Origin of the sequence: Dictyoglomus sp. (genome assembly GCF_049968615.1) — a bacterium.
Lineage (GTDB): Bacteria > Dictyoglomota > Dictyoglomia > Dictyoglomales > Dictyoglomaceae > Dictyoglomus > Dictyoglomus turgidum.
In genome coordinates this window covers 48,761-70,639 of sequence record NZ_JBMFQK010000010.1, presented here as the reverse complement: position 1 = coordinate 70,639, position 21,879 = coordinate 48,761, and the positions used below count along the sequence as shown (strand labels likewise).

20 protein-coding genes and 2 tRNA genes are annotated in these 21,879 nt (G+C 33.6%); 16 read left to right on the top strand and 6 right to left on the bottom strand.

Features of this window, described 5'->3' with window-relative positions:
* Positions 1-1,393: S-layer homology domain-containing protein (locus tag ACP5QL_RS07685; protein WP_428126607.1), on the top strand; the 1,393-nt coding region annotated here is incomplete at its 5' end.
* 59 nt (positions 1,394-1,452) lie between these two features.
* Here ACP5QL_RS07685 and ACP5QL_RS07680 read toward each other — a convergent pair.
* The 3 genes from ACP5QL_RS07680 to ACP5QL_RS07670 form a co-directional block, all read right to left on the bottom strand.
* Entirely contained in the window at positions 1,453-2,643 is a 1,191-nt protein-coding gene (locus tag ACP5QL_RS07680; protein ID WP_012583229.1) for a geranylgeranyl reductase family protein, read from the bottom strand.
* Positions 2,640-3,854, bottom strand: a complete 1,215-nt coding sequence (locus ACP5QL_RS07675; protein WP_428126603.1) for a PLP-dependent aminotransferase family protein — start codon at positions 3,852-3,854, stop codon at positions 2,640-2,642. Before ACP5QL_RS07675 ends, ACP5QL_RS07680 begins: the two co-directional genes overlap by 4 nt.
* A 75-nt stretch (positions 3,855-3,929) precedes the next feature.
* Positions 3,930-4,862, bottom strand: a complete 933-nt coding sequence (locus tag ACP5QL_RS07670; protein WP_428126600.1) for a 1-phosphofructokinase family hexose kinase — start codon at positions 4,860-4,862, stop codon at positions 3,930-3,932.
* A gap of 50 nt (positions 4,863-4,912) precedes the next feature.
* Between ACP5QL_RS07670 and ACP5QL_RS07665 the strand changes: the two genes are divergently transcribed.
* Entirely contained in the window at positions 4,913-5,515 is a 603-nt protein-coding gene (locus ACP5QL_RS07665; protein ID WP_012583232.1) for a tetratricopeptide repeat protein, read from the top strand.
* On the opposite strand, the gene ftsH is transcribed toward ACP5QL_RS07665, so the two are convergent.
* The 3 genes from ftsH to ACP5QL_RS07650 all read right to left on the bottom strand — a co-directional run bounded on the left by ftsH (position 5,510) and on the right by ACP5QL_RS07650 (position 8,788).
* On the bottom strand, positions 5,510-7,333 hold the full coding sequence (gene ftsH, locus ACP5QL_RS07660; RefSeq protein ID WP_273334284.1) for an ATP-dependent zinc metalloprotease FtsH: 1,824 nt from the start codon (positions 7,331-7,333) through the stop codon (positions 5,510-5,512). The two genes, ACP5QL_RS07665 and ftsH, sit on opposite strands and share 6 nt — an antisense overlap.
* A 4-nt stretch (positions 7,334-7,337) precedes the next feature.
* Positions 7,338-8,627 carry a tRNA lysidine(34) synthetase TilS gene (tilS, locus tag ACP5QL_RS07655; protein ID WP_428126595.1) on the bottom strand — a complete coding sequence of 430 codons (1,290 nt, stop codon included), beginning with the start codon at positions 8,625-8,627 and terminating at the stop codon, positions 7,338-7,340.
* 85 nt (positions 8,628-8,712) lie between these two features.
* Positions 8,713-8,788, bottom strand: a tRNA-Met gene (locus tag ACP5QL_RS07650).
* 110 nt (positions 8,789-8,898) lie between these two features.
* On the opposite strand from ACP5QL_RS07650, the gene ACP5QL_RS07645 reads away from it, so the two are divergent.
* From ACP5QL_RS07645 to coaE, 14 genes are all read left to right on the top strand, one after another.
* Positions 8,899-8,986, top strand: a tRNA-Leu gene (locus tag ACP5QL_RS07645).
* 43 nt (positions 8,987-9,029) lie between these two features.
* Complete coding sequence (locus ACP5QL_RS07640; RefSeq protein WP_012583235.1) at positions 9,030-9,365, top strand: DUF1292 domain-containing protein; 336 nt, start codon at positions 9,030-9,032, stop codon at positions 9,363-9,365.
* Positions 9,283-10,377 carry an endolytic transglycosylase MltG gene (gene mltG, locus ACP5QL_RS07635; protein ID WP_428126589.1) on the top strand — a complete coding sequence of 365 codons (1,095 nt, stop codon included), beginning with the start codon at positions 9,283-9,285 and terminating at the stop codon, positions 10,375-10,377. Before ACP5QL_RS07640 ends, mltG begins: the two co-directional genes overlap by 83 nt.
* A complete protein-coding gene (locus ACP5QL_RS07630; protein ID WP_242603760.1) occupies positions 10,374-10,907 on the top strand; it encodes a YqeG family HAD IIIA-type phosphatase in 534 nt (177 codons plus the stop codon). The genes mltG and ACP5QL_RS07630 overlap by 4 nt, the downstream gene beginning before the upstream one ends.
* A 1-nt stretch (position 10,908) precedes the next feature.
* Positions 10,909-13,524 (top strand): type II secretion system ATPase GspE, encoded by a 2,616-nt coding sequence (gene gspE, locus ACP5QL_RS07625; RefSeq protein ID WP_428126585.1) that lies wholly within the window; start codon positions 10,909-10,911, stop codon positions 13,522-13,524.
* A 17-nt stretch (positions 13,525-13,541) separates the two neighbouring features.
* The gene (locus ACP5QL_RS07620) at positions 13,542-14,624 is read left to right on the top strand and encodes a type IV pilus twitching motility protein PilT (RefSeq protein WP_273334273.1); all 1,083 of its coding nucleotides are present in this window, start codon (positions 13,542-13,544) and stop codon (positions 14,622-14,624) included.
* Positions 14,625-14,632: 8 nt separating this feature from the next.
* The gene (locus ACP5QL_RS07615) at positions 14,633-15,862 is read left to right on the top strand and encodes a type II secretion system F family protein (RefSeq protein ID WP_012583240.1); all 1,230 of its coding nucleotides are present in this window, start codon (positions 14,633-14,635) and stop codon (positions 15,860-15,862) included.
* Positions 15,859-16,566, top strand: coding sequence for a sigma-70 family RNA polymerase sigma factor (locus tag ACP5QL_RS07610; protein ID WP_428126580.1), 708 nt, complete (start codon positions 15,859-15,861; stop codon positions 16,564-16,566). Before ACP5QL_RS07615 ends, ACP5QL_RS07610 begins: the two co-directional genes overlap by 4 nt.
* A gap of 95 nt (positions 16,567-16,661) precedes the next feature.
* The gene (locus ACP5QL_RS07605) at positions 16,662-17,090 is read left to right on the top strand and encodes a prepilin-type N-terminal cleavage/methylation domain-containing protein (protein ID WP_424662438.1); all 429 of its coding nucleotides are present in this window, start codon (positions 16,662-16,664) and stop codon (positions 17,088-17,090) included.
* Positions 17,091-17,181: 91 nt separating this feature from the next.
* Positions 17,182-17,607 (top strand): type II secretion system protein, encoded by a 426-nt coding sequence (locus tag ACP5QL_RS07600; protein WP_012583244.1) that lies wholly within the window; start codon positions 17,182-17,184, stop codon positions 17,605-17,607.
* A 5-nt stretch (positions 17,608-17,612) separates the two neighbouring features.
* Positions 17,613-18,035, top strand: coding sequence for a DUF47 family protein (locus tag ACP5QL_RS07595; protein ID WP_012583245.1), 423 nt, complete (start codon positions 17,613-17,615; stop codon positions 18,033-18,035).
* Positions 18,016-18,702 (top strand): RadC family protein, encoded by a 687-nt coding sequence (radC, locus tag ACP5QL_RS07590; protein ID WP_012583246.1) that lies wholly within the window; start codon positions 18,016-18,018, stop codon positions 18,700-18,702. The genes ACP5QL_RS07595 and radC overlap by 20 nt, the downstream gene beginning before the upstream one ends.
* Before the next feature lie 5 nt (positions 18,703-18,707).
* A complete protein-coding gene (gene polA / locus ACP5QL_RS07585; protein ID WP_272996367.1) occupies positions 18,708-21,275 on the top strand; it encodes a DNA polymerase I in 2,568 nt (855 codons plus the stop codon).
* Complete coding sequence (gene coaE, locus ACP5QL_RS07580) at positions 21,272-21,877, top strand: dephospho-CoA kinase (protein WP_272996365.1); 606 nt, start codon at positions 21,272-21,274, stop codon at positions 21,875-21,877. The genes polA and coaE overlap by 4 nt, the downstream gene beginning before the upstream one ends.
* Positions 21,878-21,879 lie beyond the last annotated feature (2 nt).

The following is a 21,879-nucleotide window of genomic DNA, read 5'->3' as shown; positions in this document are numbered from 1 at the left end:
GATGATTGAGGAGAAGATGAGTGAGATTCAAGTTCCAGATGTTGAAGATTTAACCAATAGAGTAACTGATCTTGAGGGGTTTGTAACTGATTTAGACTCCAGGCTTGCGGATGTTGAGGCAGCATTAGTAGATAAGCCATCCTTAGATGAAGTACAGGCGATGATTGAGGAGAAGATGAGTGAGATTCAAGTTCCAGATGTTGAAGATTTAACCAATAGAGTAACTGATCTTGAGGATAGAGTCTCAGCTGTAGAAACAAGACTTGATGATGTAGATAGTGCAATTTCTGATATTATGAGTTCTGTAGATGATCTTAATGCAAATCTTGTGGATCTTTCTGGAAAAGTTGACGAAGTGCTTGCACTGAAAGATCAACTTGATCAGTTGATTTTAAGGATTGAATCTATACAAGGCATAGAAGTTCCTGCAGAGCTTGATGAAATTAAATCATTCATAATGGATTTAGATTCAAGATTAAGTGAACTTTCTACTGCAATTGATGATGTTAACACTGTAGTAAGTGAATTGCAATCTCAAGTTGATGATGTTAATGCAAAAGTTGATGAGATTAATACTAATATTGAGAATATTAATTCTACTTTAGATGCTCTATCCACCAGTGTGGATGATCTATATCTACTAAATGATGGTGTATCCACAAGATTAGATGAGACAGTAGATAGATTATCTACTTTAGATGAGAGAGTAACAAATCTTGAGAAAGCTGTAGAAAAGAACTTTACAGTAACATTAGGGTTCGATACAAGTATAAATATAGCCACAAAAAAACCAGAAAATAGTAGTACTGTAGCAGTAACTTTAAATAATTTGAACTTAGGTTTCGGAACAACAAAACTTAATTTACAAGCCACAAATAAAGCGAGCGAAGTAGACTTAACTGTTACCCTTTCTGGTTCTATGGACAAAGTAGCCTATAGTGTATACGGAGTATTAACAGGTGATATAGGTCCATTAGGTATAGATTTAAGCATGCCAGTTAGCAAAGATATAGTAGGATTTGCAGGAGCTTCATATAATAATGCAAAATTCTCAGTATATGGTGGAGTAGAATTATCGATGTTAAAGAATACTGTAATTGATATTACAGTTGGAGTTCCTGATATTTCTGCACTTGGTACTGGAGAATTAAAGGATACAGTATCTTTAAAGCTTGGTGCATCCTTCAAGTTAAGTGATAAGGTTACCTTAACAGGCTATGCCACAAACCTTGAAAATGGAGCAGCAGCTGCTAAATTAGCAGTAGTTTACACTCCTGTTTCTAACGCTAATCTATCAGTTGGAGTATACTTATATGGATTAGGAAACCTTATTAGTGGTAACTTTGATGCTATTCGTAAATACCTAACATTCTCTACAGGAGTTTCCTTCTAATTGAATTTAAATAAGAAGTTTATGGGAGGAGAGAATTCTCTCCTCCCCTCTTTTATTTTTTAAAATAAAGAGTCTAAAAGTTTTGGTGTTAATTTCAATACTCTATAGAAATCTTTATTTTTAAGTAACTTAGGAACTATTTTCAATATTGATGTCTGATATGCAGTATCTCCAAAATTCTCAATGGTTCTTATAATTTCCTCAGAGTTAATTATCTTGTATATTTCGTTTAAATTCTCATCACTCAGTTGGTCTAAGAATTTTCTTGCTATTTTTGTAAATTTTAATTCTTTTCCAAATTTTTTATAAGTTAATTTAGGAAATACTTTTAGGTGATTAATATTGCTGTCTTTAAGGTATTTTTTTACCTGCTCTATAGCTATTTGAGCTCCATAAAGACCAAAATATATTCCTCCACCTGTGGTGGATTTGTTATAACCTGCAGCATCACCAATAATAATGATATTAGGGTATAAATATTCTTCGTAAGGACCAAGAATGGGTATAATTCCACCATAAGTTCTTAATATTTCAGGTTTTAAATTTCGAGTTTTTTTAAGAGTATTTATGAATTTGTCAAGATATATTTTAGGATTTTCAGAAGGTTTTACAGCAACTCCGATCTTGGCCATATCTCCATAGGGAGAGATCCAGAGAAAGAATCCTTTAGAATACTCTAATCCAAGATAAACTTCAACGCATTCATTATCGAGAAGTTCTAATCCTGTAACCTCGTATTGAAGGGATACTAAATAAGGGTTTATTCTAAGACCTAATTTTTTAGCAAATTGTCTTTTGGCTCCTTCAGCGTTAATTATTACTCTTGTTTCAATCTCTTTTCTTTTACCTTTTTCTTCTACAATTAATTTTGTCTTATTATTTTCTTTTTCAATTCCAATAGCTTTTGCTGACATTAAAAAGGTACAGCCATTTTTTTCAGCCATTTTTGCAAGCATTATATCAAAAAGAGATCGATCAAGAATATAAGAATCAGGATTTGCTTTTTTTAACTTTATAAAATTTCCATTAGGAAAGAAGAAATAGCCACCTTTTAAATTACTTCTTATAGGTTCGTGAGGAAGAGGAAATTCTTCAAAAGCATGTACACTTAATTTTCCTAAACAATGCAGAGGTTCACCTATCTTGTTATGTTCTTCTACTATAAGGGTTTTTAGATTATGATTTCCTGCTAAATACCCTGCAAAGCTTCCTACAGGTCCTCCACCAATAATTACCAGGTCCCAAATCATATAGTTATTTTCTCTTTTTCTTTCTCTTTATATTCCTCCCATGCTCTTATGAGTCTTTTGACGCCTTCTTCGACTTTATCTACCGGAACTTGAGAGAAAGATATTCGCGCAGTGTTTTTTCCCTCTTGAGATACAAAAAACTCTTCCCCAGGAACAAAACTTGTTTTGTTATTTAATGCATACTCTGCAAGTTTATATGCATCCACCCATTCTGGAAAAGTTAAGAAAAAGAAAAAGCCTCCCTGAGGATAGTTCCATTTGGCAATAGTTTTAAATGTATTCTCTAAAGCTGTTTTCAATGCATCTCTTTTTTCTTTATATGATTTTCTAAGTTTTTCCATATGTTTTTCAAGAAAGCCTAATCTCCAATATTGATATATCATTTTTTGATTTAAAGTACCAGAACAAAGGTCAGAGGCTTCTTTCAATCTTATAAGAGCATTAATTACTTCTCTATTAGCAATGATGAATCCTGTTCTAAGTCCTGGAGATAAGATTTTTGAAAAGCTTCCTATAGTAATGATTTTCTCACTCTTTGAAATAGTAATAAGGGGAGGAAGAGTATTAGTATCATATGAGAGCAAACTATATGCCAAGTCTTCTACTACAAAGAAGTCATATTTTTCAGAAAGCTCTAAGATTTTTTTCCTTCTTTCTATGACAAGGCATGTACCAGCAGGATTAGAAAAATCGGGAACTATGTAAAGTACTTTTACCCTTTCATCTAAGTTTCTCAGTACATCTTCTAAGTAGTCTGTATTGATACCATATTCATCTTGAGGAATTCCTATAAGTCTACTGGTAAACATGCTCCATGCCTGTATAGTACCAAGGTATCCTGGTTCTTCTATTAATGCAATATCATCTTCATCAAGGAATAATTTTCCAAATAAATCTAAGGCCTGCTGAGATCCTTCTGTTAAGATTATATTTTCAGGATTTATGGTCAAACCCCATTTGCTGAAAAATTGCTCTCCAATTAACCCTCTTAGTTTCAAATCCCCCATAGTTGAAGAATATTGGAAAGCACAGTTTCCTTCAGTTCTCAGTACTTCTTCATAAGCATATTTTAATTCTTCCACTGGGAAGAGATTGTTGTCTGGGAGACCCCCTGCAAAAGAAATAGTTTCAGGATCCTGGGCTAATACAAATTTAGACATAGCATCAGAGGTTCTTTGGGAGATTCTTTTTGAAAATTTTCTATATCCCATTTTCCCACTCTCCTTAACTTTTTCACAAAAATTAGCATAATTATTCCATTAAGTCAAGATTTATCTAAAAATTTTTTAACATAATCTTTTCACTTTTACTTTATCTTTTAAAATAAATATTTCCTTAATTTGTTGCTTATCTATTATCTCTGGATATTTTGTTTTTACATATCCTGAGGCACAAGCTAATTTTATTGCCTCAAAGGGATCTTGATAATTTTTCAGACCAAAGATAAATCCTGCTAAGAATGAGTCTCCTGTTCCCCATTGGATACCATCGTTAGGAGGCAGTGTGGCCTTATATATACCCTCTTCTATTCCAATCAAGGCTCCTTTTTTACTAAGAGAGAGAAGGGGATATTTTATATTGAAACTTCTGAGATAACGAATTGCATAAATATAATCATTTTTATTTTTTAATTTTTTGCTTAATAAATTTTCCATTTCTTCTTTATTTGGTTTTACAATATCTGGTGATTCTTTTAGAGCTTCTTTTAGTACGTTATCTCTTGCATCTAATACTCTAAGTATTTTGGGATTTTTAACCTCCTTTAACATTAAAGCATAAATTTCTGTGGGAGTTTCTGGAGGAATACTTCCTGAAATTATTACTATTTTAGCGTTTTCTAGATTTTCTTTGAAGATTTTAAAAAAACTATTCCATTCCTCTTCGTTTATCTTGTCTCCAGATCCATTTAAAACAGTGAATTCTTTCTTCTTATCTTCCTTTATTCCTATGGCAAATCTCGTTTTACCTTTGATCTCCACAAGTTCATAATCAATGTTTCTCTTTTTAAGTTCTTCTTTTAAGATTATTCCCGTTGATCCTCCGCAAAAACCAATTACTTTAACTTCTTCTCCAAAAGCCTTTAAAGTTTTTGCCACATTTATTCCCTTTCCGCCTGGAACAATTTCTTCCTTATAAGATCTGTTTACCTTACTTTTGTGAAAGCCTTTTGTGTAGAATATTACATCTAAACTGGGATTTATATTGACTATCAATATCATTTTTCGTCTCCTTATTTGATTTTAGTTTTAAATATATTATACTTTTAACTATGAAAAAAGACTTTACTGATTTGTTAAGAAAAGCAGATGACCTTAAACAAAGAGGTAAACTTTATAAAGCTATAACTCTCTATGAAGAGATTTTGTCAGCAATTGATGATAACGAACTCTTGGAATGGCTTAGGATAACCCTTGCAGATCTTTATTTCTGGGTGAAAGAGTTTGATAAAGCAAAAAACTTAGTAATGGATAATATTAATCAGAATCCTCAAGAAGCCTTTAACTATTACTTTATGGGGTTTCTTTTAATAGGAGAAGGTAAATTTTGTGAGGCTAAAGAATACTTTAATATGGCTTGTGAAATTGAACCTGAGAATCCTGAGTATTTAAGAGGATTGGGATTAGTTGAATTTTTATTAGACAATTTTGATACTGCTGAGAATATTTTAAGAGAGGTTTTGAAAAGAGATCCTGAAAATAGTGCTGCAAGAGATAATCTTATTGAGTTATTGATAAGAATTGGGAAAGTAGAAGAAGCAGAAAAAGAAATCTCCGAATTTAGGAGAAAGGATCCAAAGGATTGGCAAATTTTATATAGGGTTCAAGAATTGAGAAATAAGAAAGAGGAAATAAAAAAAGGAGGAAGCTCATAAAGCTTCCTCCACCTTTGAGGTATCTTTAAATAGATATTTATCAATTTCACTTCCATCAAGAGTTTCCTTTTCCATAAGGATTTTGGAAAGCTCTCTTAATGTGTCTTCATGATTTTTAAGTAAATCAAGGGCTTTATTGTACGTTTTATCTATTATGCTTTTTATCTCTTCATCAATAATCTTTGCTGTATCTTCAGAGTAGTTTTTGATTTGCATCAAATCTTTTCCTAAGAATATTTCTGAGTGGTTTTCTCCTAAGGAAAGGTTTCTTAATTTTTCACTCATTCCATATTCACAAACCATTTTTCTTGCAAGTTCGGTGGCTCTTCTTAAATCATCGGCAGCACCAGAAGTGGGTTGTCCGAAGATTAATTCTTCAGCAGCTCTTCCCCCAAGAAGTACTGTAATTTCTGCCTCTAATTCTTTTTTAGTTAGTAAGTATCTATCTTCCTCTGGTAGTTGAAGAGTATATCCTAAGGCAAGTCCTCTTGGAATAATAGTAACTTTATGGACAGGAGTGGCATCAGGAGTTAATTTTGCAACTAAAGCATGTCCTAATTCATGAAAAGCTACAAGTTCTTTTTCTTGAGGTCTCAAGAGCCTATTTTTCTTCTCCGGTCCTGCAATGACTTTTTCAATGGCTTCCTCAAATTCTTCCATATTGATTTCTCGCTTGTTTTTTCTCGCAGCTAAAATGGCTGCTTCATTTACTAAATTAGCAAGATCTGCTCCTACAAAACCAGGAGTACTTTTAGCAATTATATCAATGTTTACATCTTTCCCTGTAGGCTTTCCTCTTAAATGTACTTCTAATATCTTCTTTCTGCCCTCAAAGTCAGGTCTATCTACTATCACCCTTCGGTCAAAACGCCCTGGTCTTAATAGAGCAGGATCTAATATGTCAGGTCTATTTGTGGCTGCAAGTACTATAACATTAGTGTTTTCATCAAAGCCATCCATTTCTACAAGAAGTTGGTTCAATGTCTGTTCTCTCTCATCATGGCCTCCACCAAGTCCGGCCCCTCTATGTCTTCCCACAGCATCTAATTCATCAATAAAGATTATTGAAGGGCTTAATTTTTTGGCTTGAGTAAATAAATCTCTTACCCTTGCAGCTCCCACTCCAACAAACATCTCTACGAACTCTGAGCCACTTATGGAGAAGAATGGCACATTAGCCTCTCCGGCAACAGCCCTTGCAAGTAAAGTTTTTCCTGTTCCAGGAGGTCCTACGAGTAGTATTCCTCTTGGTATTCTTGCTCCTAATTGTCTATATTTTTGAGGAAACTTAAGAAAGTCAACCACTTCTTTAAGCTCTTGCTTAGCTTCGTCAGCTCCAGCCACATCTGCGAAAGTTACTTTTGGCCTGTTATCAAGAAATAGTCTTGCTCTGCTTCTTCCAAAGGAAAAAGCTTGGTTATTGCTACCTTGAACCTGCCTAAACATCATCCAGAAGAAGAATATAAGGATAAGGTAAGGTGCAAACCCCAAAAGAAAACTTATCCAAAAAGAAGTAGTCTCTGGTGGTCTAACTTCAACTTCCACGTCATTTTTTACAAGGATAGGTATAAGATTGGGATCTTGACTTGGAATATAAACCTTAAACTTGGTCCCATCTCTAAAAAGACCTGTAGCATCGTTTTCTCCTATCTCCACTTTATAAACTTCCTTGTTTTCAACATATTTCAGAAATTCTGAGTAAGAGATCTGTTTTTCCTTATTGTTAAGATTAAGAGAATTTGGATTTATAAAAGTATATATTAAAAATATAATTAGAAAAACTATTATAATTCTTTGTATCAGACTTTTCCAGTTCAATTATTTAGCCCTCCTTCTTTAGACTCAAATGTAGTATTGTTTTTGTATCATTAGTAATTTTAGCAATATCGGATCTTATTATTCCTGGAATCCATAATATTTCATCTTTATAGAGTACCAAGGGAACAACTGTTCTTTTCCATCTTGGAATTTTTTTGTCCACAAAGACGTCTTGTACTTTTTTACTCTTTCCGCCAAGCCCAAAAGGTTTTATTTTATCTCCTTCTTTCCAGTTTCTAACTATCAACTCCTTAGCTTTTATTTTATCATAGTCAAAATATGCCTGCCATAAGTCGTTAAAATTAAATTCAGTTTTTTTATTTTCCAACAATTTTGCTTCTATAACCTCCCCTGTTGGGAGATTAATCTTTCCAGGTATGGGAAGTATCAGTAAAAACTCATTCCTCTCTTTTTTGTAAACATATATTTTTTTATTGTAGATATAGATTTCAACATTTCCTATATTTATAGTTTTTCCCTCTTTTATCTCGGACACTTCTTTAAGAATATAAAATATTCCTTCGTTAGATAATTCTTCATTAAAATCTTTAAATACCTCTTTTAAAACTCTAATCTTTATAGCATCATGCATAGTATTCCAATCTTCTCTTTGTATCTCTATCATAGTATTAGATCCTTTTAACTTATTGAAATATTCCAGAGAGATGTTTTTTAGAAAATCATTTTCAATGTAAAGTATTTTGCTTTGAGAAATAACACTTTGAGGAAATTGCTGTATGGTCTCTTTCAAAAAGGGAACTATTTGATGTCTGATTCTATTTCTTAAGGTTATAGGTAGAAGATTTGTGAAATCATCAATGTATTTTAAGCTCTTCCTTTCGCAGTATTCAATGACTTCACTTTTGGAAAGAATAATAATAGGTCTTATAAATTTATCCCTTTTTACAGGTATTCCACACAATCCTTCCATTCCATAGCCTTTAAAGAAATTCATAATAATGGTTTCTATCTGATCATCTAAAGTATGACCCAAAGCAATTTTATTAAAGTTAAGCTCTTCCGAAAATTTTATAAGCGCTTTATATCTTTCATCCCTTAGGGTTTTCTCAGTAAAGTCTTTTGGATAAATATCAAGAAAAGAATAAGGGATATTTCTTGAGGTTGCATAATCTTTTATTAGTTCTTTCTCTTTATAAGTATTTTTGCGAACATGATGATCTATGTATACAATATGTAATTTTAAACCAAGAATAGGAGATAAATTATATAAAATTTCAGAGAGGGCTATAGAATCGCTCCCTCCAGACACACTTAAAATAATAGAGTCCCCCAAGGATATGAGGGACTCACTTCTTGTAAAATTTAAGACTTTTTTTTCAATGTAATCTAAACTATTTATGTCTTTAATCACTTTTTATTGGTGGCGGTGCAGGGATTCGAACCCTGGACACCACGGTTATGAACCGTGTGCTCTAACCGCTGAGCTACACCGCCAAATTTTCTCTTCAAACTGAATTATAATAAAAATTTTTGTTTTAGACAATACTTTACGAACAATAAAACTTATGATAAACTTTTAAACCAAGAGAGGTTTAGGAATTACCGCCGGAGTGGCGGAATGGCAGACGCACTGGACTTAAAATCCAGTGGGGAGCAATCCCCGTGCCGGTTCGAGTCCGGCCTCCGGCACCATTCCAACCCCTCTTAAATATTTAAGTAAAAGAGGTGTTAAGTAATGCCAGACAAAGATTACGAAGAAGATATAATTGTTTTAGAAGGGGAGGATGGAAATACTTACGAGTATGTGGTAAGGGATTTTGTGGAAGTGGACGATAAAACTTATGTTCTTCTCACACCTAAGGATTCCGAGGATATGGAAGAAGTGTATATATTTCGCTGCAGGCTTGCAGAGAAAGATGGCGAATTATATATAGAGGCTCTTGAAGAAATAGAAGATGATGACGAATATGAAAGAGTTATTGAAGCACTTGAGGAAGAGGAAGAGTGGGAAGACGAGGATTGGGAAGAGGACGAATTGGAAGAGGAAGAAGATTGGGAAGAAGATCAATAATTTTTCTTTATATTTCCTACTAATTTTCTCTCTCATAGTTTTTATAGGCTTTTTAGTATATTTATATCTATCTTCGCCTAAAAGTAAAATAGAGAGGGAGATAGAAGTATATATTCCGGAAGGTTCTTCTGCATATAAAGTTGCAGACATTCTTTTGGATAATAGTTTGATAAAGTCTAAAGAAGTATTTATAGCAACTCTTAAATTAATGGGGAAAGATAAAGGGCTTAAGAGTGGATATTACATATTATCTCCCTCATTTTCTATGTTTGATATAATTGATATACTTACCCAGGGGAAGGGGTTAAGAGTAAAAATAACAATTCCTGAAGGTAGCAGTCTAAAAGATATGGCTCATTTATTTTCAGAAAAGTTAGCTCTTTCTAAAGAAAAGTTTATAACTTTATGCAAAGATGAAAATTTTATTGACAGTGTAATGAAGGATTATAAAAATTATTTTAGCTCATATAAATCTTTAAAAACCTTAGAGGGATATTTGTATCCTTCAACTTACTATTTCAACAAAGGAATAAAAGAAGAAGACATAATAAAATTCCTTATAAAAGAGTTTTTTAATCAGATAAATGTTCATATACCTGAATACAAAGAGAGGTTGAAGAGTTTGAATTTATCTTTCAATGATTGGATTATTCTTGCATCAATCGTAGAGAAGGAGGCTAAAGTTGATCAGGAGAGACCTCTTATTGCAGGTGTATTTTTAAATCGTTTAAAGAAAGGATATAAACTTCAGTCTTGCGCAACAGTAGAGTATGTTTATGATTTTAAAAAGTCGGTGCTTTTATATAAAGATTTAGAGATTGATTCTCCTTATAATACCTACATATATTATGGTCTTCCACCATCTCCTATTTGTTCTCCATCTTTAAATTCTTTGAAGGCAGTGCTCTATCCTCAAGGGGATTATCTTTTCTTTGTGGCAAAAGGAGATGGGACTCATATCTTTACCAAAACTTATGAAGAACATTTAAAAGCTCAGGAATTTAAAAAATGAGACTTCCTATGTTGGATATATTAAAACCTAAAAGATTTGTTGACTCCATATTTGATATCAATTTCGAAGATTTATATAAAAGGGGCTATAGAGGTATAATTTTTGATCTTGACAATACTATAGTTCCATGGGATGGTAATGAACTCGATCCTAAAACTAAGGATCTAATTGATCATATTAAAAATATAGGTTTTAAAGTGGTTATTTTGTCAAATAACTGGTCTCATAGAAGGGTAAAATATTTTTCAAAAATTATGAAACTACCTGCTTTAGGCTCTGCTTTCAAGCCGAGAGTTAGATCTTTTAAAAAAGCCATGAAGTTGATGGATACAGAACCTGAGACCACTTTAGTTATTGGTGATAGAATATTAACAGATATATTTGGAGGTAACAAAATTGGAATGTATACTATATTAGTAGCACCTATTAATAAAAACGAGATGTGGATAAAAAAGTGGACAGTAAGGAAATTAGAAAATTGGCTCTTAGATTTATGGATTAGAAGAGGAGAAATTACTAAGGGGGAATGAAATGGATTCTATTAATGTTAACGAAAAATTAATAGAGATTTTAAAAAGTAGAAATCTTATTCCTTCAGGAATATTGGATAATATTCTTTCTAATTTGAAGGGGAAGGATTTTCAGGAGGTTTTATTAGAAGAGGGTTTAATCTCTAAGGAAAAGTTAACAGATCTACTTTCTGAAATATTAGGTTGGAAAGTACTTACAGGTAAGGAATTTAAACCTGATGAAGAGGCGGTTAAAAGTATCCCTCCGTTTTTAACTAAATTTCATAATTTTGTTCCCCTTAAAATTGAAGAAAAAACCATGAAAGTTGGTTTCTTTCCTCCCGTAAAGCCTACTGCAATTGAGGATATCAGGCTCCTAACTGGTTATGATGTAGAACCCTATTTATTAAAGATCACTTTAGAAGAAAATGAAAATTTAACGTCTTTAGATCTTTTATCTACGAATAGCAATATGGAGACTAAGACTGAAAGTAAAAATAGTGAAGGTGAGGGGTTGGTAAAAGGTATTGAGATAGGTAATTGGGATGAGTCTGAGCTAAATAAAATAATTGAAGAATTAACTCCTGAAGGAGGTATTTTTGAGGAAGGCTCAAGTAGTTCTTTAGTAAATAATGAAGAGGTTATGGAAACTAAACAGGAAGAGCCTATACCAACTATAGAGGTGAAAGAAGAATCAATTTCAGAAGTGCTATCTCAAATAGAGGGGGTTGAAATTTTAGAAGAGGGAAAGATAGAAGAAACAGAGGAAAAAGGTTTGAGAGTTGAAAGGGTGGAAGAGAAAGAAACAAAGAAAGAGGAGATTTCTAAAAAGACTGAGAAAGATTTAGCGGATAAGATTATTGAAAGTATTAGGAGTAGCTTATCCTCTACTGAAAAGAAAGGAATGGATGATAAAAAACTTATGAAGTCTCCTATAAGAAGGGTAGGAAGAAGAAAATTATTAGGAGAGGTTTTACTGGAAAAGAATCTTATAACAAAAGAACAGCTTGATGAGGCATTAGCTCTTTCTTCTAAGAAAGGTATAAGGCTTGGAGAAGCTTTGTTAGAATTGAAACTCCTTGATGATGTTCAACTTGCTAAGATTTTAAGCGAGCAATTTGATATTCCTTTTAAATCTTTAAGGGAAGTAAGAATTGATCATGACCTTGCCCGGTTACTTTCTCCTCAAAAGGCAAGGGAAAATTTGATTCTTCCCTTGTATAGAGAGAATGGGAGAATTATAGTAGGAATTGTGGATCCAAGCAATATTTTTGCCCTAGACGATTTACGTATGGTTACAAAGAGTGAGGTTTTTCCTGTTATAGTGCCAAGAAATGAGCTTGTAGAAGCTATAAACCAGATATGGGGCAGTGAAGAGGTGGAAAAAGTTTTAGAAGAAATAATTGTTCAAAAAGAGGAGGAAGAAAATCAGTATCAAGAAGTTTCTCTTGAGGAAATATCATCTCAAGAGGGTCCTATTGCAAAATTGGTAAATAGTATTCTTGTGGATGCTGTAAGGAGAGGAGCCAGTGATATACATATCGAGCCTACAGAAAAGAATGTGAGAGTAAGATTCAGAATTGATGGTGTTCTTCATGAAATAATGTTTATTCAGAAAAGATACCAAGCAGCTATAGTTTCAAGAATTAAGATCATGAGTGATATGGATATATCTGAAAGAAGAATACCTCAAGATGGAAGGATAAAAGCAAATATTAGAGGAGAGGTGTATGATTTTCGTGTATCCACGCTTCCTGGGGTTTTTGGAGAAAAAGTAGTGCTGAGAATCCTTGGAAGAGGTTCTATTTCTTTGACTCTTGAGAGCTTAGGATTTTCTGAACATAATTATGAAAGATATTTGAAGATGTTAAAAACACCTTATGGAATAATATTAGTAACTGGACCTACAGGAAGTGGTAAGTCAACCACCCTTTATGCATCTTTAAATATGATAAATTCTCCTGATATAAACATAATTACGGTAGAAGATCCAGTGGAATATCAGCTTCCTGGAATTCATCAAGTACAAGTAAATCCCAAAGCAGGACTTACTTTTGCTTCAGCTTTAAGATCCATATTAAGACAAGACCCTGATGTGGTGCTTGTAGGTGAGATCCGTGATGAGGAGACTGCAAGAATTGCTATTCAAGCTGCATTAACAGGTCACTTGGTACTTTCAACCTTACACACTAACGATGCTCCTTCTGCTGTAACAAGATTGATAGATATGGGAATTGAACCTTTCTTAATTAGTTCTTCGCTTCTTGGAGCTGTTGCTCAAAGACTTGTAAGGACTATATGTCCAAACTGTAAAGCTCCCTATGAACCTACAAAAGAAGAGATAGAAGCCATAAAAGCTACCTTAGGAGATGTTGACCTTTCTAACATAACCTTTTATAAGGGTAAAGGGTGTCCTAAATGTAATGGAAAAGGCTATAAAGGAAGGACCGCTATTCATGAGATTATGTTGATGAATGATGAGATAAGAGAGTTGGTTTTGAAAAAAGCGTCAAGAGAAACTATAAAAGAGGTTGCAAGAAAATATGGTATGGTGACGTTGAGAGAGGATGGTATGCAAAAGGTTCTAAAGGGTATTACCACTGTTGAAGAGGTAATGAGAGTTACTGCTGCAGATTAAAGGGGGTAGAAAATATAATGAGAGATGATCTTTCCATAATTGAAATTCTTCAAAACGCTCTTCAAAAAGAGGCTTCCGACGTACATATAACTTCTGGAGTTCCTCCAGTTTTCCGTATAAAAGGACATTTAATACCTCAAACCCAATATCCTGTTTTAACTCCTCAGCTAACTTATAGACTTGTCTTTAGCCTTTTGACCGAAGAGCAAAAACAAAAATTACAAGAAAATAAGGAATTAGATTTTTCAGTGGGAATTAGTGGGGAGGGAAGATTTAGAGTAAATGCTTTTTGGCAAAGAGGAAGTCTTGCTGCTGTATTTAGATTGATACCTTGGAAAATTCCAACTATAGAAGAGCTGAGACTTCCTCTTGTTTTAAAAGATTTAGCTGCTCTCCCAAGGGGATTAATCCTTGTTACTGGCCCTACAGGAAGTGGTAAGTCCACAACCCTCGCTTCTATGATTGATTATATAAACTCAAACTTCAGCAGACATATTATTACCATTGAAGATCCTATTGAATACTTGCATACCCATAAAAAATCTATTGTCAATCAGAGAGAAGTAGGAAGTGATACTTATTCCTTTGCGAATGCTTTGAGATCTGCATTAAGAGAGGATCCTGATGTGATTCTTGTGGGTGAGATGAGAGATTTAGAAACTACAGCTATAGCTATAACTGCAGCAGAGACAGGACATTTGGTTATGGCAACTCTACACACTGTGGATGCGGTCCAAAGTATAGAAAGAATAGTAGACCAATTTCCTGCCCATCAACAGCAACAAATAAGGCTTCAACTTTCAGGAGTCATACAAGGTATTATATCTCAACAGCTTTTACCAAGAAGAGATGGTACAGGAAGAATTGTTGCCACAGAGATTTTAATTGGAATTCCAGCGGTAAGGAGCCTCATAAGAGAAGGCAAGACTCCCCAAATATATAGTGTGATTCAAACGGGTGGAAGATATGGAATGCAGACTATGGATCAAAGTCTTGCAGATCTTGTGAAAAAGGGACTTATCTCTCAAGAAGTAGCCTTTGAAAGAGCGGTAAATAGGGAAGAATTGATACGTCTTTTGGGGGGAGAAGTGAGGAGGTGAGGGGATAGATGGCAAAGGTTTATGTTTATCAGGCACGAAATATGAAAGGAGAGCTTATCACGGGAGAGTATGAAGCTGAAAATATAAGAGAAGTAGCTATAAGGTTAAGGGGAATGAATTTGTATCCTGTAAGAATAGAGGAAAAAAGAACGCCGTCTTCTTTTTTCAGTTTGACATTAGCACCTAAAAAGGAGAAGGTTGGTAAGGTAAAATTAACAGACCTTACAGTATTTACCAGACAGTTTGCCACGATGATTAATGCAGGACTTTCTCTTTCTACCTGTCTTAATATTCTTTCTGAACAGAGTGAAAGCAAGGCATTAAGGCAAATTTTAAAAGAAATTCAAAGAATGGTAGACGAAGGAAGTTCCCTTTCTGAAGCTTTTGCAAAATTTCCTAATGTGTTTTCTCCTTTATATATTAATATGGTAAAGGCAGCAGAGTCTGCTGGAACCCTTGATGAAACTTTGGAGAGACTTGCTGTAACCCTGGAAAAGCAACAGGAATTAAGGAGAAAAATAAAATCAGCTATGACCTATCCAGTTATAGTACTTATTATTGCAATTGGGGCTGGATTTGGTATGTTGACCTTTCTTGTTCCTATCTTTGCAGGCATGTTTGAGAGTATGGGAGCCCAATTGCCATTGCCTACTTTAGTACTTCTCAAGATGAGTAAATTTATAACCAGTAATATACTTTTAATCCTCCTTGGAACAATAATTTTGATACTTGGAGCTATAAGAGCTTGGAAAAATCCTAAGATAAAAGATAAGATAGATGAAATACTCTTGAAAATTCCAGTTTTTGGAGGATTAATCCAAAAAACTTCTGTGGTGAATTTTGCAACTACCCTTGCTGCACAGGTAAGAACTGGAGTACCCATACTTCAGGCTCTTCAACTTGCTGGTCAGACCGCAGGAAATAGTGTGTTCAGAAAAGCCATAGACTTAACAAGGCAGAGAGTAAGAGAAGGAGAAAGAATTGCTCCTGTGTTAAAGGAGACAAAAGTATTCCCTCCCATGGTGGTACATATGATATCCATTGGAGAAGAATCAGGTTCCTTGGAGCAAATGCTAAACAAAATTGCAGAGTTCTATGAAGGAGAAGTTGCAGCAGCAGTTGAAAGTTTGACCTCTCTTATTGAACCTTTGATGATGGTATTTGTAGGTGGTATAGTTGGTGGGATGTTAATTGCATTATATCTTCCTATTTTTACCATGTTCCAGTACATAAAATGATAAGGCCTGCTTTAGACCTTTGGTTGAAATATAAAGAGACAGGAGATAAAAAATTTCTTGAGGAGCTTCTTAATGTTTTTGATGATTTAATACAATACTGGGCTTCAAAATTTACTTCTTATGGAGAACCTCTGGAAGATTTGATACAAATTGGATATTTGGGATTTTTAAAAGCTATTGAGAATTATGATCCTAAAAAAGGAGAACTTTCTACATACATCTCTCACTATGTATTAGGAGAGATAAGACATCATTTGAGGGATAAGATAGATAAAATAAAAATTCCAAGAAGTGTAAAGATCTTAATAAATAAAATGGATAATTTTATAAAAGAAGTATGGGAAAAGGAAAATAGATCACCCTCTTGTGAGGAGATTGCAAAGCATTTAAATATTACTGTGGAATCAGTAGATGAACTTTTTAAAATTAAAGAAGCTATGATGACAGTGTCTATTGAGGATTTAGAGATTGAGGTGGATAGGATAAGAACTGAGAGATTAGAATCTTTTAAACTTCCTATTGAGGAGAAGATTGCTTTAGAACAGGCAATATCAAAGCTTCCCGAAATACAGAAAAAAATAATTGAATATATTTTCTACCAAGATCTAACCCAAACTGAGGTTGCTAAAATATTGAAAATTTCTCAAAGTCAAGTCTCAAGGCTTTTGAAAAGTGCCTTAGAGAAATTGAGAGAGATGCTTTAGTTGGCTTTAATATTCTAAATGAATGATTTTTATTTAAGAAGGGTATAATATAAATCAAAAAGGAAAATAAATTGTGGGGGAAGGAGGACTGAAAGATGAGGAGAGAGAAAGGTTTCACGCTCATTGAGTTGATGGTGGTTATTGTGATCATTGCCATCTTAGCGGCAGTAGCTCTTCCAAACTTTATGGGAGCAACTGAAAGGGCAAGAGAGTCTGCAGTAAGAAGCGCAGTAAAAACACTACAGACAGCCCTTGAGATGTATGCAACTGACAATCAAGGATATTATCCTGACTACATTTACACCCTAAAGAATGGCAATTACTTACCAGGAGGGAAATTCCCTAACAACCCTGCTACAAATATAGAATATGGTTTTACTGCTAATAATAATGACAGTGGTGAAAGCGCATATAAGATTGTTTATACAGTATCCACTGACCATGCCTCTTACACAATCACTGGATATGGGAAGGATAACCAAAAAGTTGTAATCCAAGTATCCAGCGCTGGTACAATAAAGTAATATAAAGTATAAGTTAAGGTTTTTACTTAAAAGGGGCAAGATTAAATTTCTTGCCCCTTTTTTATAAATTTTTTATGGGAGCTTGAAAATTATGAATAAGGGGGGTTTTAGTTTAATTGAACTTCTTGTGGTGATAGTTATTATATCTATTCTTGCCCTTATAGGAGTTTCAGGTTATTCCATGTATTTAGAGAAAGCAAGAGAAAGTTCTGCAAAAAGTGCTCTCAAGGCTATACAGGTTGCAGTAGAAATGTATTCTACAGACAATAAAGGAAAATATCCTATTGCAAATAGTTTGAATGAGTTAAAAGCGCAGATACTGAACTATTTACCAAACAGAGAGTACCCAAATAATCCTTACAATAATATGCCTTACTCAGATGAGAATAATGATCATTATAAGATTACATATACCTATGATGCCTTAGAAAATTCTTACGTGTTGACAGTGATGGATAGGTATAATATAAAAAGAATATATCTTCTTTCTAATAAAATTACTTCTATAGGAGAGTGATTAATATGTCCGAAGATAGATGGAAAAAACTGTGGGAAAGTTTAAAGCCTCAAATAGCATCTATGGTTCAGAAAGCAGGAGAAACCGCCCAAAAGGCTGGAGAGGTAGTTTCGGAGATGGCTAAAACCCTTGGAAAAGAGTCTGCTAAGCTTGCTAAGATTGGGAAATTAAAGGCAGATATTCTTATTCTTGAGGGAAATAAAGACAGTCTTTTGAGAAATCTTGGAGAAAAGTTATATGAATTACATAAAAATAATGAGGAAATAAGAAAGGAATTGTTTGCTGATCTTATAACAGAAATTGAAGGGTTAGAAAAGAAAATTCTGGAGAAGCAAAGAGAAATTGAGAGCATTGCAAGAGAGGAGAATTTGAAACCAGAAGATGTAGAAAAAATTCCTGCTGTTGAAGATGAAGAAAAGAAAGATTAAAGATTTTCCTAAGTCAGAAAGACCAAGAGAGAGATTACTAAATTATGGAGAAAAAGCACTTTCCGATGCTGAGCTTCTTGCTATCATTTTGAGGACAGGGAATAAAAATTACTCTGTTTATGAACTTGCTCAAAATTTAATAGTTGATTTTGGAAGCTTGAAAAGAATTGCTGAGGTAGGAATAGGGGAGCTTATTAAATATCCTGGGATTGGAATTACAAAGGCGGTTCAAATAAAGGCAAGTATTGAACTTGGAAGAAGAATATTTTCTGAAAAAAAGAATTATTTTGGAGAAAGTATTTTGAATCCTCACGATGCCTTCTTGATTTTTAAGGAAGATATGTTTGACCTAAAAGAGGAACATCTTTTTTGTATTTATATGGATGTGAAAAACAAATGCTTAAATAAAAGGCTTATTGCGAAGGGAGATTTAAATATTGTATATGCTTCTCCAAGGGAGATCTTTAAATATGCTCTTCAAGAAAATTCTTCTAAGTTAATTCTTGCCCACAATCACCCATCAGGAGATCTTACTCCTAGTGAGGATGATATAATCTTTACAAAGAGGTTAATTGAAGCTGGAAAGATTTTGGGACTTGAGATTCTTGATCATCTTATCATTTATAATGAAGATTATGTAAGTTTAAAAGAGAAAAAGCTTATATAAAATCTATGGAACAAAAAACCCTTTGGGATCTTTTCCAAGAAAATACAGAAAGAGCCCTTAAGAAGATTTTAGTTATTGATGGGTCCAGCATCATATATAGGGTTTATTATGCCCTTCCCCCATTAAAGACAAAAAATGGGGAGCTGACCAATGCCCTTTATGGTTTTATAAGGATACTTTTAAAGGCTGTAGAGGATTTTAAACCTGATCTTTTAGGTATTGCCTTCGACAGACCTGAGCCAACCTTTAGGCATGTTATCTATAAAGAATATAAAGCAAAAAGACCACCAATGAAAGATGATTTGAAAGCTCAAATTCCTTGGATAAGGGAATTTTTGAGGTTAAATGATATACCTATATTGGAGGAGCCTGGGTATGAAGCTGATGATATCATTGCTACTATAATAAAAAGGTATAAGGACGATTTAAAATATATTCTTTCCGGAGATTTAGATCTTTTACAATTAGTCTCTGATAAAACTTTTTTAATACATCCTCAAAGAGGAATCACAGAGTTTACGATTTATGATCCAAAGGCTGTTAAAGAAAGATTTGGTGTAGAGCCTAAAAAAATTCCTCTTTATAAGGTCCTTGTGGGAGATGAGTCGGATAATATTCCTGGAATAAACGGAATAGGACCTAAGAAAGCATCAAAAATTCTTGAAAAGATCTCAACTTTAGAAGAGTTTAAAGATAAAGTGAGGTTCTTAGAGAGCGATTTAAGAGAGATTATTGAGAAAAACTGGGATATTATTGAGAGAAATTTAGAGCTTGTTACATTAAAAAATATAGATAAAGATTTTGTTCTTAAACCTTTTGAAATAAAAAAGGATGAAAAACTCATAGAATTTTTGAAAAGATATGAATTAAAAAGCATTCTTCAAAAACTTTTTCCTGATCTTGAAGAAAGGGAAAATATAGAAATTAAAGATGTAGAGGAAATCAATTTTGAAGAGGCAAAAAAGGAAGGTTGTTTTGCTTTTAAATGCCTTGGAGAAAAAGGCTTTGAAGGAATATCCATCTCCTTTAAGGAAGGAGAAGGATATTTTATAGCTTCCTTTGACTTTAATGATGAAGTTAAAGGGAAAGTTAAAGATATTATTTCTTTCGAAAATATTAAAAAGATTGGAGCTTATATACAGAGGGATCTACATTTTCTGGACTGTAAAATAAAAGGGGAGGTGTTTGATGTTAGTCTCGCATCCTATCTTTTAAATCCAGAAAGACAAAATCATTCCCTTGACATACTTATAAGAGAGTATTTAAATAGGACCTCTTTTATTCCTCAAAAGTATGCTGCTTATCTCTTTCCTTTAAAAACTATTCTAGAAGAAAGGATAAAAAAGGAAGAATTGGAATTTGTGCTTTTTAATATAGAAACACCGCTTATTCCTGTACTTTACTCCATGGAAAAATGGGGAATAAAGGTAGATAAGGAGTATTTAAAAAGTCTCTCTGATGAATTTTGTGAGAGAATTAAGAAATTGGAAGAGGAAATATATGAACTTGCAGGTATGAAGTTTAATCTTAATTCTCCAAAACAACTTTCTGAGGTTTTATTTGAGAGATTGAAGCTTCCTTCTGGCAAGAAAGGAAAAACAGGATATTCTACATCATCTTTGGTGCTTCAAAATTTACTGAATGCTCATCCTATTGTGATAAAAATCCTCCAATATAGGGAGTTATATAAACTTAAAAGCACTTATATAGATGCTATTCCTAATCTTATAAATTCACAAACAGGCAGGGTTCATACTAAATTTAACCCCACAGGTACAGCCACAGGAAGGATAAGTAGTAGTGAACCCAATCTACAAAATATTCCCATAAAAAGCGAGGAAGGAAGAAAGATAAGGAGAGCCTTTATAGCAGATGATGGATATTATTTTGTATCTCTTGATTATTCCCAAATAGAGCTTCGAATTATGGCTCACCTCTCTCAAGAACCTAAATTAATATCAGCCTTCCAAAAGGGTGAAGATATTCATAGAAGAACAGCAGCAGAAATTTTCGGAGTGCCTGAAGATGAAGTAGATGATCTTTTGAGGTCGAGGGCAAAGGCGGTTAACTTTGGAATTATTTATGGCATCTCTTCCTTTGGGCTTTCTGAAACTGCAAGTATCACTCCGGAAGAGGCTGAAAAATTTATAGATTCATATTTTAAACATTATCCAAGGGTAAAGCTCTTTATAGATAAAACTATTTATGAGGCAAGAGAAAAGTTATATGTAAAGACTTTATTTGGAAGAAAAAGATATATACCTGAAATTAGAAGTATAAATAAGCAGGTGAGGAATGCTTATGAAAGGATAGCTATAAATGCGCCTATTCAAGGAACAGCGGCGGATATAATAAAACTTGCCATGATAGAGATTTATAAAGAAATAGAGGAAAAAAATCTTAAGTCAAGAATACTTTTACAGATTCACGATGAACTTATTCTTGAAGTGCCTGAAGAAGAAATGGAGTTTACCCCTTTGATGGCAAAGGAAAAGATGGAAAAGGTTGTAGAACTTTCTGTTCCTCTTGTGGTTGAGATTTCAGTGGGTAAAAATCTGGCTGAGCTGAAATGAGCTATAAAATTGGGATAACAGGTGGCATTGGTACAGGAAAAACCCTTGTAATTAATACTCTAAAGGAGCTTGGAATACCTGTTATTAGTGCAGACGAAATTGTAAGAGAGCTTCAAAGAGATCCCTACTATTTGGAGAAAATTAGAAAAATCTTTGGGGATAAGGTTTTCGAAGAAGGTCAACTTAATAGGAAGAAACTTGCAGAGATAATTTTTTCTGATGATAAGGAAAGAAAAAAATTAGAAAATCTTCTTCATCCTCCTGTTCTTACAGAAATAAAAAAAAGATTAGAAGATTTTAAGGATAAAGAGATAGTTGCAGTGGAGGTTCCTCTTCTGTTTGAAGTTGGAATTGAAAACTGGTTTGATGAGATCTGGGTTGTATATGCTCCTTTTGAAATTCAACTTGAAAGAATCATAAAAAGAGATAATATATCACAGGAGGAGGCTATTAAGAGAATAAAAGCCCAAATCCCTATAGAAGAAAAGGTTAAAAAAGCTGACTTTGTAATATACAACGATAAAGATTTAGAGAGTACTAAAAATCAGATTAAGAATAGGATTTTAAGTATATATAGGATGATATATAATAAAAATCTGTAGAG

Excerpts from the sequence above, each read along its gene's own strand:
- ACP5QL_RS07670 (WP_428126600.1), bottom strand. The coding sequence starts at position 4,862 with ATGATATTGATAGTCAATATAAATCCCAGTTTAGATGTAATATTCTAC.
- polA (WP_272996367.1), top strand. The coding sequence starts at position 18,708 with ATGGAACAAAAAACCCTTTGGGATCTTTTCCAAGAAAATACAGAAAGA.
- ACP5QL_RS07605 (WP_424662438.1), top strand. The coding sequence starts at position 16,662 with ATGAGGAGAGAGAAAGGTTTCACGCTCATTGAGTTGATGGTGGTTATT.
- gspE (WP_428126585.1), top strand. The coding sequence starts at position 10,909 with ATGGATTCTATTAATGTTAACGAAAAATTAATAGAGATTTTAAAAAGT.
- ACP5QL_RS07665 (WP_012583232.1), top strand. The coding sequence starts at position 4,913 with ATGAAAAAAGACTTTACTGATTTGTTAAGAAAAGCAGATGACCTTAAA.
- ACP5QL_RS07615 (WP_012583240.1), top strand. The coding sequence starts at position 14,633 with ATGGCAAAGGTTTATGTTTATCAGGCACGAAATATGAAAGGAGAGCTT.
- radC (WP_012583246.1), top strand. The coding sequence starts at position 18,016 with ATGAAGAAAAGAAAGATTAAAGATTTTCCTAAGTCAGAAAGACCAAGA.
- ACP5QL_RS07620 (WP_273334273.1), top strand. The coding sequence starts at position 13,542 with ATGAGAGATGATCTTTCCATAATTGAAATTCTTCAAAACGCTCTTCAA.
- ACP5QL_RS07675 (WP_428126603.1), bottom strand. The coding sequence starts at position 3,854 with ATGGGATATAGAAAATTTTCAAAAAGAATCTCCCAAAGAACCTCTGAT.
- ACP5QL_RS07680 (WP_012583229.1), bottom strand. The coding sequence starts at position 2,643 with ATGATTTGGGACCTGGTAATTATTGGTGGAGGACCTGTAGGAAGCTTT.
- coaE (WP_272996365.1), top strand. The coding sequence starts at position 21,272 with ATGAGCTATAAAATTGGGATAACAGGTGGCATTGGTACAGGAAAAACC.
- ACP5QL_RS07600 (WP_012583244.1), top strand. The coding sequence starts at position 17,182 with ATGAATAAGGGGGGTTTTAGTTTAATTGAACTTCTTGTGGTGATAGTT.
- ACP5QL_RS07630 (WP_242603760.1), top strand. The coding sequence starts at position 10,374 with ATGAGACTTCCTATGTTGGATATATTAAAACCTAAAAGATTTGTTGAC.
- ACP5QL_RS07595 (WP_012583245.1), top strand. The coding sequence starts at position 17,613 with ATGTCCGAAGATAGATGGAAAAAACTGTGGGAAAGTTTAAAGCCTCAA.
- ACP5QL_RS07640 (WP_012583235.1), top strand. The coding sequence starts at position 9,030 with ATGCCAGACAAAGATTACGAAGAAGATATAATTGTTTTAGAAGGGGAG.
- ACP5QL_RS07610 (WP_428126580.1), top strand. The coding sequence starts at position 15,859 with ATGATAAGGCCTGCTTTAGACCTTTGGTTGAAATATAAAGAGACAGGA.